Here is a 12,503-nt window from a genome sequence, read left to right on the forward strand (position 1 = left end):
AGATGAAATTAACAGAGCCCATGAAAGATACAGAGGCCATATTCAGTGCAGCTCTTAAGGCCGTCGATCCTTACGGTTGCATTAAAGAAAATATGACCCAGGTTAAGGAACTTTACTCTTATGGCGAATATGAAGAACTCTATGTTATTGCTGCGGGGAAAGGGGCCTATGCCATGTGCAAGGCCGCTGAAGAACAGCTGGGAGACTTGATTACAAAGGGAATTGCCGTTACAAAATATGGCCATGGGGGAGTGCTCCATAAGATCAAAATGCTTGAGGCTTCCCATCCGCTTCCCGATGATAAGGGTGTCGCTGCCGGAGAGAAGCTGATCGAGCTGCTTAAGGATTCCCGTGAAAAGACACTCCTTCTCTGTCTCATTTCCGGTGGCGGTTCTGCGCTTCTTGTGGCTCCTTCCGAGGGAGTCAGCCTTGAAGACAAGAAGAAGACAACAGACCTTCTTCTAAAGGCCGGTGCTGAGATTGATGAACTCAATTGTGTAAGGAAGCACCTTTCGCGCCTCAAAGGCGGAAGGCTGGCACAGCTGGCCTCACCATCGACAATAATTTCATTCATCCTTTCCGACGTCATTGGTGATCACCTCGATATTATTGCCTCGGGCCCCACGTCGGCAGACAGGAGTACCTTTAAAGATGCTCTTGCCGTTATTGAGAAGTCCAAGATCAAGGATTATACGCCGCCATCGGTGTTAAACTTTCTCACTGCCGGTTCTATCGGTCTTGTGGAAGAGACGCCCAAGCCGGGAAGTGAAGTGCTGGACAGGGTGAAGAATGAAATTGTAGGAAATAATTCCATTGCCCTTGAAGCTGCAAAAGAGAAGGCCCTTGCCCTCGGTTATAAAGTGGAGTTGACAACGTCTGCCCTCTCCGGTGAGGCAAGCAAGGTTGCTTCCCAAATGGCAAAAGAGGCAGTGCGTAGGAGAAAGTCCCAGGGGCCCGGTGAAAAACTCTGCCTTCTATCGGGAGGAGAAACAACGGTTAAAGTAAAAGGGAATGGCAAGGGAGGGAGAAATATGGAATTGGCCCTTGTTTTTGCCGATAAAATTAAAGGGAAAAAGGGGATAACCCTTCTTTCTGCCGGAACGGACGGTACAGACGGGCCAACGGACGCCGCAGGTGCTATCGTTGACGGTGCTACAGTGATTGATGCGGAAGCGAAGGGGCTTGATGCTTCAGACTTTCTTAAAAATAATGATTCCTACCATTTCTTCAGCAGGAGCAGCGGACTTTTCAAAACAGGCCCTACAGGGACGAATGTCATGGACATTCAGGTGATGATTATTGAAGGGGATGGTTAGGGAAGAGCAGGAAAGCGTGATGTTAATGGGATTACCTCCCCTCATTCCTCTCCTTGTAAAGGGGAGGCTATGAGGGGTGGTTAGCAAAGCGGGGTTACTATGCAATATAAGAGTAAGTTTATACTGGAATATTCTCCCCACTTTGTGTAAAATAGCCGCTTTTTTAATCAATTAAAATAACTGGAGGAGTGAGTTGTAATGGAAAGAACACTTTCAATAATCAAGCCCGATGGCGTTAAGAAGAATGTTATCGGTGAAGTAATCAAGCGCTTTGAAACAAATGGTCTAAGACCGGTGGCTATGAAGATGCTTCATTTAACCAAGAAAGAAGCCGGAGGTTTTTATGCCGTTCATAAAGAAAGACCTTTCTTCAATGATCTTACCGACTTTATGTCTTCCGGGCCCTGCCTTGTCATGGCGCTGGAAGGTAAAAATGCAATTGCCAAAAACAGGGAGCTTATGGGTGCAACTAATCCTGCCGATGCCGACGCCGGTACGATCAGGGCTGACTTTGCCGACAGCATCGACAACAACGTTGTTCATGGTTCCGATGCGCCTGAAACAGCTGCCTTCGAGATAGGATACTTTTTTAATGCCCTCGAAATTGCCGACAGGGTATAATTAAGATGATTTGACCATAAGCGCCCTTTGCTAAACCTGGAAACGACATTTGGATCATGGTTTCTAGCACAACATCTTGATTCCACAGCACTTCCAAAAAATACCCGCTTAACCTGTGGGTGAAGCTAAGATTTTTTGAAAGCACCGTGAAACCAATATGCTACACTATAAATCCACGCCCAATTGTCATTTCCAGGTTAAAGGGCGCTTTTTTTAGATTAAATTTGAGCTTATATGCTATTTCCTGTTCTTCATATCGTGCATCTTCTCACGGCTATCCTTTGGATAGGAGGGCTCGCTTTTATTACAACCCTCATCCTGCCCATGATCGTCAAGATGCCTCATCCTATGGAAAAGGTACTTCTTTTTCAGAGACTTGAGCATAGGTTTGCTCCCCTTGCCCGGATTTATACGGCAATCGTCGGTATCTCCGGCTTCGGTATGTTTTTCATGATGGATTTACAGGATATTGTTTTTAAGGAAGAAGGCAAATTTCTGCTTTTCATGATTATTATCTGGATTTTCTGGGTAATCATGCTCTACGGTCTCGAGCCTCTTGTCGTTAAGAAAATGCTCGACAGGCTGGCAAGCCGGAAGGGAGATGGCCTTGAGATAGAAGACGTTTTCAAAAGAATGAATATTCTTCACTGGGTACTGCTTACCATTTCACTGGCCGCTTCGGCTTCGGGCGCTGTTTTTGCCCATTCCCTGTTCTGATATTCCCCTTAAATTAAATCATCTCTTAAGGCATCCATTGTTATCGCTTTGACAATTGGCTATACTAAGTAACAAGCAATGCCAACTTCCGTTTCCAGGAGTCCGGCAGGCTCCTATGGTAAAGGCTTTTTTTCTTTACTTACATTAACCTTGTCATTACCGATAAGCGATGAAAACAATCCTTTTCTCAAACATACTTTCCTTCTTTTTCATCATTATTTTATTCTCTGCCACGACCATTTTTGCTTCCAAACCTGAGGAATCCTCATTTGTTATTCATGAAAAGGAAGCGATGAAAGAGGATAAAGAATGCAGAAACCCCATAAGTTGCTTTTCAACGGCTATTTTTTATATGGAAGAGGGCCGCAGGGAAAAGGGGCTTTTACTTTTAAAAAAGATCGAACTCCTCTATCCTTTTACGACCTGGAAAACACGGGCCGCCTATATTCAGGGAAGGGAACTTCTCCGCGCAGGCAGCCCGGAATCGCTTCTTTATCTGGAAGAAGCAATGGCATTGACCTCAATCAGGGATTATGTTCTCCTCGATCTTGCCATGGCCTACAGGCTTGCCGATAAAAATGAAGAGGCCCTTGCCTTGTACAGCCGTCTCCTTGATGAATATGGAGAATCTCTTTTAAGGGAAAAAGCGCTTTTTGAAAGATCGATGGCTTTAATCGATGCAGCTAACTGCCTTGCAGCGATTAAGCAGCTTGAAGACTTTATCGAGGAATTTCCAGGCAGTGAGTTTGTTCCTGATGCCATGCTCAATATGATTCAGTGTGCCATAAAATCGAACCGCGAAGCTGAGATTAATTATTCCATAAAAAAGCTGCGAACTTTTTACCCCATATTGCCCCATGATAAGGAAGAGGAAGCCAATGAGATCCTCTCAACGATAAGTGACGCCAAAGTTGCTGCTCTTGCATTCAGTAAAGAAGAGCGGTATGAGCGCAGCAAAGCCTTTTATAAGCATGGCATGTTTAAGCAGGCCGTGGACAGCCTTGGCCCTTTAAGTACTATGAAGGATGGCAGCGTCATTTATTTCGCAGCTAAAGCCCTCTTCCGGGCCAGAAAATATAGTGAAGCCAGGTTCATGTTGAGAAAACTTTTTATTTTAAAAAATGAAGGGGAACATATCTCGGCAATTCTCGACGGTTACCGGCTTCTGGCGAGGATTGGCCGAAGGACCGGTAACGGCGCTCTCATAAATGAAGCGGAAAGGGCCTTGAATGAGCTTGCTCCTGCCGGTAAGCAGCGGGGTATGGTTCTGCTTTATAGGGGAGGAGATTACGAAGACAGAAAGAGATACAATAAAGCGTTAACTATTTACAGGACCATCTTTTCGGAGATCGAAAGCAGCAATATTGTTGCAAATGCTCTCTGGCGTTCAGCCTGGATCAGGTACAGGATGGGAAAATATAAAGCGGCCATGAGGGATTTTGCATCATATCCAAAAAAATTTCCAAATGGCTACAGATATAGTGACTTTCTTTACTGGCGTGGGAGATGTGAAGAAAAACTGGGCAAGAGGAAAAAAGCAAAGGCCACTTACAGGAAGATAGTCGAAAGAGGAGGGGCTGGTTATTATAATTACGCGGCCCTTGAGAGACTCGATAAAATAAGCAGAAAAAAGAAGAAGGCTAAAAAAGGAGTTCCTTTAAATGACGTGAAAAAAAAGGCAGCCCTATTAGAAATAATGCCTCCTCAAATAACTGCTGAAAGAGCTTATAGGGCAGCGGAAGAACTGCTGATCCTGGGGCAAAAAAAAGAGGCCGTCAGTGAACTGGAAGTGCTGGCAAAAAAATACGCAAAAAATGAATTATTTCTTATTAAAATAATCGGCTTAATTTACCGGTCGGGAGAATTTCATAAAACCTACATGATTGTGCAGAACTACTTTAGCCACATTTATGGAGGGGCCTGGAAAGATGCCCCTTATGAGATAAAGACACTTGCCTTTCCTCTGCCTGTTGTAAGCTACGTTGAAAAGCGGCAGCCATCGGGTTCGGCAGACCCCTATCTTGTGGCTGCCGTCATGAGAGAAGAGAGCGCTTTTGATCCAATGGCCCTCTCGCCTGCCGGTGCCATGGGCTTAATGCAGATTATGCCTGAGACGGGAAAATACCTGGCTAAGAAATACAAAAAACGTCCTTTCCATAAGGACCATCTCTTCGACCCTGATACGAGCATCCGTTTGGGGGGGCTTTACCTCGGGCAGTTGAAGAGACGTTTCAAGGGGGATATTGTTTATACCATCGCCAGTTACAACGCAGGACCGACGGCAGTTGCCAGGTGGGTAAAAAAGAACCGGATGGAGAAGGATGAATTTATTGAAACCATCCCTTATAACGAGACCAGGGCTTATACGAAACGGGTGTTAAGGAGCTATTCTCAATATCTCAAGCTGGCGGGTAAAGAGATTCCTGATCTTTTTTAACCCCTAAGTCCGGCTGGCTTCTGGCGGGTGCGATTTCCCCTGGATTGCTGCGGGATGGTTGAATGTTTTTGCTTTTTTTAAATAATGATTAAGTCAAGTTGGTCAAATGTCAAAGGTTTATAGGAGGCTGCAAAATGATTATCACAAATATTGAATCGGTACCGGGAAAGACAATTGTTGAGCATTTTGGAATCGTATCGGGAAGTACCGTCAGGGCAAAGCATATAGGCCGGGACTTTATGGCCGGCCTTAAAAATATTATCGGAGGCGAACTAAAAGGCTATACGGAGCTTCTTCAGGATTCAAGAAATCAGTCTGCAGAGCGCATGGTTGAACAGGCAAAGCAAATGGGAGCCAATGCCATCGTTAATGTTCGATTTGCCACTTCATCTGTTGCCCAGGGAGCGTCCGAGCTTTATGTTTACGGTACGGCTGTGAGAGTTGAATAGTGAGGGAGGTCAATTGCCATGTTTGAATTAATAGTATTCCTTATACTGACTGCTGCCGGTTATATAATGGGTACCTTAGCCGAGAAGAAGCACTACAAGTCCATTGAGGCGAGGGAAAAGAAATTTATCAAGATGGCTGCCGTTAATTTCAAAACCCTTCCTTCGGGGGAAATAAAGGCATCAAGGTTTGCTTTAGGTAACGTAGTGGTTTCCATTGATTATTTTAAAAGAATCCTGGCAGGGCTCAGGAATATTTTTGGTGGAAGTGTGGCTTCTTATGAAACGCTCGTTGACAGAGCGAGACGTGAGGCCATATTGAGAATGAAAGAGAGCGTTCCTGGAGCCGATATGATCATCAACGTGAGGATAGAGACGTCGACTATCGGAAAAAATGCCAACAGGAGAAAGCAGATCGGGAGTGTGGAAGCCCTGGCCTATGGTACGGCAATCAAGTTTAAGGAAAAAGCTTGAAGTATACTCCCAAAGCGCTTGAAGGGAACGTTAATGTAACAAACGTGTCTCCCGTTAAGGAGTTTTTTGTCCTTATGGGGGGAGTCCTTGCCATCGTGATTATTATTTATGCTGCCCTCGGTATTGCAGTAGACCAGATGGTAGAGCGCATACCGCAGAAGATGGATTCACTTCTTGGTGTCGTTTTTTCGGCAAAGTTTTCAGATGAAAAGAGAAGTGACGATGAAATTAAACTCCAGAGGATGGTCGATGAACTCATCGAAAAATATCCTCAAATGGGAAGTGACTACAGGGTTCATATTGTTGATTCCAGAACGGTAAATGCCGTTGCCATGCCGGGCGGTAATATCATTATTTTTTCACAGCTTTTAAGTGAAATAGAGTCGGAAAATGAACTTGCCTTCATCCTTGCCCACGAACTGGGGCACTTTGCCAACAGGGACCACCTTCGTGGATTGGGCCGGGGACTTATCCTTATCGCTCTTTCCACTATGATTATGGGTCAGGACAGTGCCGCCACGGATTTCCTCATGAATTCTCTGGTTACAGCAGAAATGAAGTTTTCTCAATCCCAGGAAAAGTCAGCCGATGCCTTTGCCCTTGAAATGCTTAGTCGCAGATATGGGCATGTATCAGGAGCCGGTGATTTCTTTAAAAGGTTAAATTCGAAGAATAAGGCGGGTAAAATACGCTATTATTTTGCCTCCCATCCTCATCCCGAGGACAGGATAAAGGCGCTTGACAGGCTGGTTAAGGAGAAAAATTATTCTATGGGAGAAATAAAAGGGGTTGAGAAAAACCTGTTGCCATCAGGGCAAGAGTAACTGAATAAAATGGTTATGGATTGATTTATCAATCATTAAATCCATACTCATAAATGAGGAATTCAATAAGCTCGCTATCGATAATATCGATCCCTTCAATTTCGAAACCCGTTGCGTAATAGTCGGGATTAACATCCTTTTTGCTCCATTTACTGACAGCCCTGCAATTAATCTTGTCTCTTCCATCTACCTCGTCAGGGAGAACAATTTCGAGTTGAAAATGTTTGTTTGCTTCGATCATATCCCTGGTTATGACCATAATGCCTTCTTTAGAGATATCCACCAGATGCGCTGAAAAGAGGGGGTTCGATTTATCATGAACCTCTGAAAAGTAAATAATATGCTTCCTCGGCAGTCTTCTCTCATTCTTCCCCATCTCCCATACCCTCCTCATGTCCCGTTATTCTCTATAGCAGATAATCATAACGCAAAATAGAATATTGTCAAACGAGAAACTATAATAAATCAAACTATGTTTTCAAACCGGAAAGGAGGGATTTTTTGCAAGGTCAAGGAAATCAATGATTTATCAAGGTATCTTCCCGATTATGAATCGCATTATTTCGCATAGGGCCTCTTTCTCATGGCGGTTCATTTCTCTTCTCCTTTTATGGGTTTTGCCGAACTAATTGGGAGTATCGATGGGCTCTACCTTTTTCAGCCATTAAATTGATTTTATGGAAATGATGGTATACTAACTGATAAGATCAATCCTATTCATTATGAAAGGTATCGCGGGATATAAGCCATTTGCTTGCATCCTGCTGCGGTTAACTATGAAAATGACAACTAAACAATTTATGGCATTTATTACGTTATTGATTTCTTTCCCCTGTTTTAAAGTTTATGCAATTGGAGGAGGGGAAGCGATAAATCAAAAAGTAACTTATTATAAAAATGGAAAAGCAATTATGCTATTTGATGCTAATGACAAAGATAGAGAAAAAAATCTCATTTTAGCCTGTGAAGAATTTCTGGTTACCGGGAATGACAGGCTTAAACTATTTGTAACTAACGAATTACTAAAAAGAAGTAGAGAGTTAGGGGCGCTGGAGATATCATACGGCACGCCAAAAAAAATTAAGATTTATAATAAGTCAATTTCCGTCAAAAAATTGTTTTTGCCTTTAAAAGGAAAGTTTTCTGCCTATCCCGCTATTTTTTACGAAACATTCCCCTCGAAAGAAAGAGGCGTTATTGTTAACATTAAAGGCAAGGACATTTTTAAGAAAATTGTTGAACAATTAAAAAATAGTGGTCAATAATAGCCTTGTGTTTTATTTCAGGGCTATGGAAAATAATAGAAACAAGGCCTTTTACTGCCAGGAAGCAATTGCCTCACAACAAGCGGATTAGTCAATAATAGAGTAACTATCGATGAATATTAGGGAGATATTCCAGAATCATCATGGAATTTTTGTTTATATTTGTTGATATTATTGCCCTTTTATGGGATAAGGACTTTAGCAAGGCTTTTTTAATAATGGCCGCTGCCGTTAAACTAAATCAGGTTCATAATGACGGATACCAGAAAAAATATCGGTGATATTCTTCTTGATGAAGGGATTATCACCTCGTCCCAACTGAGGCAGGCTGTTGACCGGCAAAAACAGATGGGAGGCAAACTGGGGCAAAACTTTATCGATCTGGGCGTCATTGGAGAGGGAACTCTCCTTAAGTACCTGGCTCGCCAGTTCAACATACCCTGTGTGGATCTGACGAAAATTAAACTGGACCCTGAAAAATTTCCCCACTTATCTCCTGAAATGGGAAAAAAGTATGAGGTCATGCCCCTTGAGGAGAGAGAGCATGGCGGGAGGAAATACCTCTTTCTGGCTATGATTGAACCTGAAAATATGCTTGCTATAGAAGAGATTGAATTCCTGACGGGTTATACCATAAAACCTGTTATAGCCACCGATGCCCAGATAACGAGCGCTGTATCAAAATATTTCAATGGTGATAATTGGGTAGAAATCCCCCCCCTTAAAGAAAAGGTTGAAACCGTTCATCCACGGGATATTGAAAGAATGCATGACGATTCTCAAATCGAAAGGATGGAAACGGATAAAAGAGCAGGGCCCATGGAAAAAAATGTTGAAATGCTGGCCATGTTCAGGCTGCTTCTGAAAAAAGGCGTTTTTACAAAAGATGAATTTTTAAGGGAAGTGAAACACCTGAAAGACTGGAAAAAATAGTCGGGCAGGTCTCTAAAACTTTAGCGAAAGCTTAAAGCGCCCAGCGCTAAACAGATTGAGAAGAGTTAATCAATGAAAATAACAGTATTTGCAGTAGCTATCTCCTTCACACTTGCAATCATGACTGCCCCTTCATATGCCGATAAACGATGTGGCGGTGATTTGATTTCCACCGGTAAATTAATGTATGAAACGGAAGAAAAATGTGGTGAACCCTTATCAAAAGAAAGAGTAGGGGAAGTGAGATACCTGGTGGAAAAGGGCAAGGTTGAAAGGGTTATTTATATTACTGAACTGGTGTATAAGGAAAGCGGTGGTTACTATGTGCTTACCTTTGAGGGAAGCAGACTGATAAAATCTGAATTCCTGAGATAAAGATAAAATTATTTTCAAATGTGAAGCCCGAAGGCAGGAGGTTTGCCCTTCCACCTTCCGGCTTATGCGTACTTATTCCGGAAGCCCCTTATTGGACCTGGAAGTTGGCGCTGAATGCCGATGTATCATTGTCAGTCTGGATGGTAATGGCTGTTACCCAGTCGTTAACGATAACTCCTGTAACGGGCACATCGACCGTTGTGCCGACGGTAACAGCTGAACCGATAAATCTTTTACCCTCGCCAAATTCGGTGCCTGTACCATCATAATCAGAAAGATAAACTTCTACCCTGTCACCGGTGCTTACCCCGCTAACGTTGACTGTTGACGTCGATGCAGCCGTTATGGCGGGTCTTGCAATATTGTTATTGGCCCCGGTCAGCAAATAGATGGCGTCATCATCAATATTATCGCCGTTATTATAGAATGAATTCCTGCTCATTTTGATTCGCAAAGAGTTGCTGCTATTTAGATTGATTCCGTAAGTGGACATGTTGGCAATGATATTGCCTGCCTGGCCCGCCCCTTCTCCACCGATAACGATATTAGAGGTATATTTTGTTTCAATAGCGATATTTCCTTTTAATATCTGGTTCTGCCCGGGATTGGTTCCGAAGAAATTACCCATGACGGCCGTGTTATTGCCTTTGTAATTGTACACGGCAATATGTGATGATGAGAAAACGTTGCTGTCATTAAGCGTTGAATCGCTTGCCGCGATGTCTGGCCCGCCGATGGTATTATTATTGGCGTAAAGCAGATCGCCTATATTAATGGAGTATGTCTGCCCGCCGGCGCTAATTGTATGCCATGTTCCGGCGTTATAATAGGTGTCAAAGGTATTGCCTTTGACCTGATTATTCGATGCTCCCAGTTTAAAGCGGATTCCACTTTGAGAACCTGCTATAACATTGTTTTCTATGAAGCCGTTTGAACCGCCGAAATGAACGGCTGGCCCTGAGGTATTATTGGCGCATAAGGTCCAATCCGGCATGAGTCCAATCACATTGTTTATGATCCGGGACCCTGATCCGGAGAGGTCAATTGCCTCTGAATTTGCACAGGAAATATAGTTTCTGTCAGATGAATTGATTCCCCCAATAGTGGCATCGGCGCTGATAGAGACATTCACCTCGTTTTTGGCTGTACTATAAGCGGATAAATTGTCCGATGTAAAACCGAAGTGGTTACCGGTGAGAACCGTTCCACCGGCGCTGCTGTGGAATGCCGTCCAGAAGAGGGTAAACTGAATATTTCTTATCGTAATATTAGCTGCCGCAGATGAGGCTGAAAAATTGGTGTACTTTAGCGTTGAGTCAAAGAGGCAGGTAAAACCTGAACATAATCCATTGAAACGGATTTCAGGACCGTTACTGTTGGTATCCCCCTGAAGCGATGTTTGTGACTCTCCATCAATGGTTATATCAGGCTTCGTCAGTTGCGGTAAGGCGCTCATCTGGTTAAAAATGGCCACGCCGTTTGTTAGTGAACCTGCGGGGATATTAAACCAGATAGCGTTATTTCCACCGTCTGCTTCCAGGTTTGCAATCGCTTGTCTCAGACTGCCTGCACTATAGTCATCATTCGTATGAGTTACTATGTAAGCTGATGGCGGTGTAATAAAGAAGATTCCATCCGATGTGTCTTCAGACAGGTTGCCTGCTTTATCATAAGCTGTTATTTTTATGATGGCTTTATGGGACGCAGTTGATGGAAGTGTCCATGGCCGGGAACCATCGTTTGTCATGAGGATTAATTGGGTATAGGATGAGCCGCCGTCCCATGAATAGGACAGCTTGAGTGGCGTTGTTTTCAGGTTCGCATCGCTTATATCCCCGCTGTTCCAGGTAATGTTTTGAGCGCTTCCGCCTGGCCAGAACTCACCGCCATTTGGTGATGTTAATGTTGAAGAAAGCATGGAGGGGTTCATTGTATCGAGGATGATCGTATTACTTTGAAAAGCCGACTCTCCGGCGCTGTTTCTTACTTTGCTATAGACCCTTTTCAAACCGTTGGCGGCGGAAAGAGAATAGACGTAATTTGCGCTGAAAGGTATCCAGCCCGTTGAGTTGATCGAAAAAGCTGAATCTTCTGCCAGAATCATCTCGGTGGGATTATTGGAGGCGCTTATAACAAGGTTTACTGACTGGCTGTTGGTATATCCCGTCTCTGCCGGTTCCGGATCTGTGCTGTCATTATCGCTTATTGAAATTCCGCCTAGCAGGGGAGGGGCGGGTTGAATTGCAAAGTCGGCGTCGGAACTGTCTGTTCCAAAATTCCCTGCTTTGTCGAAGGCTGAAAGTTTGACGCGAAGGTTGTTGCTTTGTATGACAGGAAGGGTCCAGTTGTAGACGCCGCTGTTTGTTGTCTCTGCTGCGATACTATTGGGATAGCTTGCGCCGCTGTCCATGGAATAATGGAGAGAAATGGGAAGGTCCTTCAGGTTGTCGTCGGAGACAGCACTCCATGTAATATTCCGGTTTGTATTTTGCAGCCAGCTTTCCAGGCCATTAGGCGAAGTTAGCGCATTGGCGGCCACCGTTGGTGAAATCCTGTCAAGAATAATTGAAGCGCTCTTGACATGTGAAGAACCGCCCGTACCCCGTAATTGACAATAGACTGTCCTGGAACCATCACCACCGGACAGACTGTAAGTATGGGGAGACAGGTAAGTAATCCATCCCGTTGCATTGGCGCTGAAAGAGATATCTTCGGCACACTGCATTTCCGTCGGAATCTCTCCGCCCGCAATAAAGCTTATTTCTACAGTGCTCTCATTTGTATATCCCGCCTCGGCAGGAAGAGGGTCCGCGGGGTTTGCATCAGTTACGGAAATGGCCGTCAATACTGGAATTGTATGTGTCCGATAGTATTTATATATAGTCGTTGAATTGTCAAAATGACAGGATATTTTGCATGTATTAAGAATATTGGAACTATTGCGCATTATTCCATATTCTCCCCTGTCATCGGCACGCCACTGGATTTCAAAAGCGCCACGCGTCATACGGATGGTTGGAATGTCCGCGCCGTAGCTCTCTCCATGGGGATTATGGCATGCGGGGCAGTTCATGCGTGAGTTTGCCGCGCCTGTT

General features: G+C 44.1%; 12 protein-coding genes. 10 read left to right on the forward strand and 2 right to left on the reverse strand.

The window, feature by feature from the left end; genetic code table 11:
- Positions 1 to 2 precede the first annotated feature (2 nt).
- The 7 genes from OEV42_13620 to OEV42_13650 all read left to right on the forward strand — a co-directional run bounded on the left by OEV42_13620 (position 3) and on the right by OEV42_13650 (position 6,835).
- On the forward strand, positions 3 to 1,316 hold the full coding sequence (locus OEV42_13620) for a glycerate kinase (protein ID MDH3975314.1): 1,314 nt from the start codon (positions 3 to 5) through the stop codon (positions 1,314 to 1,316).
- Positions 1,317 to 1,514: 198 nt separating this feature from the next.
- The gene (gene ndk, locus OEV42_13625) at positions 1,515 to 1,937 is read left to right on the forward strand and encodes a nucleoside-diphosphate kinase (GenBank protein MDH3975315.1); all 423 of its coding nucleotides are present in this window, start codon (positions 1,515 to 1,517) and stop codon (positions 1,935 to 1,937) included.
- A 234-nt stretch (positions 1,938 to 2,171) separates the two neighbouring features.
- On the forward strand, positions 2,172 to 2,654 hold the full coding sequence (locus OEV42_13630) for a hypothetical protein (GenBank protein MDH3975316.1): 483 nt from the start codon (positions 2,172 to 2,174) through the stop codon (positions 2,652 to 2,654).
- A gap of 169 nt (positions 2,655 to 2,823) precedes the next feature.
- On the forward strand, positions 2,824 to 5,091 hold the full coding sequence (locus tag OEV42_13635) for a transglycosylase SLT domain-containing protein (GenBank protein ID MDH3975317.1): 2,268 nt from the start codon (positions 2,824 to 2,826) through the stop codon (positions 5,089 to 5,091).
- 134 nt (positions 5,092 to 5,225) lie between these two features.
- A complete protein-coding gene (locus OEV42_13640) occupies positions 5,226 to 5,540 on the forward strand; it encodes a YbjQ family protein (GenBank protein MDH3975318.1) in 315 nt (104 codons plus the stop codon).
- Positions 5,541 to 5,558: 18 nt separating this feature from the next.
- Positions 5,559 to 6,011 (forward strand): YbjQ family protein, encoded by a 453-nt coding sequence (locus OEV42_13645; GenBank protein ID MDH3975319.1) that lies wholly within the window; start codon positions 5,559 to 5,561, stop codon positions 6,009 to 6,011.
- The gene (locus OEV42_13650) at positions 6,008 to 6,835 is read left to right on the forward strand and encodes a M48 family metallopeptidase (GenBank protein ID MDH3975320.1); all 828 of its coding nucleotides are present in this window, start codon (positions 6,008 to 6,010) and stop codon (positions 6,833 to 6,835) included. Before OEV42_13645 ends, OEV42_13650 begins: the two co-directional genes overlap by 4 nt.
- A gap of 28 nt (positions 6,836 to 6,863) precedes the next feature.
- Here the strand turns inward: OEV42_13650 and OEV42_13655 are convergent, their stop codons facing one another.
- Positions 6,864 to 7,211 carry a PilZ domain-containing protein gene (locus OEV42_13655; GenBank protein ID MDH3975321.1) on the reverse strand — a complete coding sequence of 116 codons (348 nt, stop codon included), beginning with the start codon at positions 7,209 to 7,211 and terminating at the stop codon, positions 6,864 to 6,866.
- 400 nt (positions 7,212 to 7,611) lie between these two features.
- Between OEV42_13655 and OEV42_13660 the strand changes: the two genes are divergently transcribed.
- From OEV42_13660 to OEV42_13670, 3 genes are all read left to right on the forward strand, one after another.
- Entirely contained in the window at positions 7,612 to 8,100 is a 489-nt protein-coding gene (locus OEV42_13660) for a hypothetical protein (GenBank protein MDH3975322.1), read from the forward strand.
- 252 nt (positions 8,101 to 8,352) lie between these two features.
- The gene (locus OEV42_13665; GenBank protein ID MDH3975323.1) at positions 8,353 to 9,033 is read left to right on the forward strand and encodes a hypothetical protein; all 681 of its coding nucleotides are present in this window, start codon (positions 8,353 to 8,355) and stop codon (positions 9,031 to 9,033) included.
- 72 nt (positions 9,034 to 9,105) lie between these two features.
- A complete protein-coding gene (locus OEV42_13670; protein ID MDH3975324.1) occupies positions 9,106 to 9,408 on the forward strand; it encodes a DUF2845 domain-containing protein in 303 nt (100 codons plus the stop codon).
- Positions 9,409 to 9,496: 88 nt separating this feature from the next.
- Here the strand turns inward: OEV42_13670 and OEV42_13675 are convergent.
- Positions 9,497 to 12,503, reverse strand: a 3,007-nt coding sequence (locus tag OEV42_13675) for a hypothetical protein (protein ID MDH3975325.1), incomplete at its 5' end; no start/stop codon positions are given.

This window comes from Deltaproteobacteria bacterium (genome assembly GCA_029860075.1).
Lineage (GTDB): Bacteria > Desulfobacterota > JADFVX01 > JADFVX01 > JADFVX01 > JAOUBX01.

Excerpts from the sequence above, each read along its gene's own strand:
- OEV42_13645 (MDH3975319.1), top strand. The coding sequence starts at position 5,559 with ATGTTTGAATTAATAGTATTCCTTATACTGACTGCTGCCGGTTATATA.
- OEV42_13670 (MDH3975324.1), top strand. The coding sequence starts at position 9,106 with ATGAAAATAACAGTATTTGCAGTAGCTATCTCCTTCACACTTGCAATC.
- ndk (MDH3975315.1), top strand. The coding sequence starts at position 1,515 with ATGGAAAGAACACTTTCAATAATCAAGCCCGATGGCGTTAAGAAGAAT.
- OEV42_13630 (MDH3975316.1), top strand. The coding sequence starts at position 2,172 with ATGCTATTTCCTGTTCTTCATATCGTGCATCTTCTCACGGCTATCCTT.
- OEV42_13665 (MDH3975323.1), top strand. The coding sequence starts at position 8,353 with ATGACGGATACCAGAAAAAATATCGGTGATATTCTTCTTGATGAAGGG.
- OEV42_13620 (MDH3975314.1), top strand. The coding sequence starts at position 3 with ATGAAATTAACAGAGCCCATGAAAGATACAGAGGCCATATTCAGTGCA.
- OEV42_13655 (MDH3975321.1), bottom strand. The coding sequence starts at position 7,211 with ATGGGGAAGAATGAGAGAAGACTGCCGAGGAAGCATATTATTTACTTT.
- OEV42_13635 (MDH3975317.1), top strand. The coding sequence starts at position 2,824 with ATGAAAACAATCCTTTTCTCAAACATACTTTCCTTCTTTTTCATCATT.
- OEV42_13640 (MDH3975318.1), top strand. The coding sequence starts at position 5,226 with ATGATTATCACAAATATTGAATCGGTACCGGGAAAGACAATTGTTGAG.
- OEV42_13660 (MDH3975322.1), top strand. The coding sequence starts at position 7,612 with ATGAAAATGACAACTAAACAATTTATGGCATTTATTACGTTATTGATT.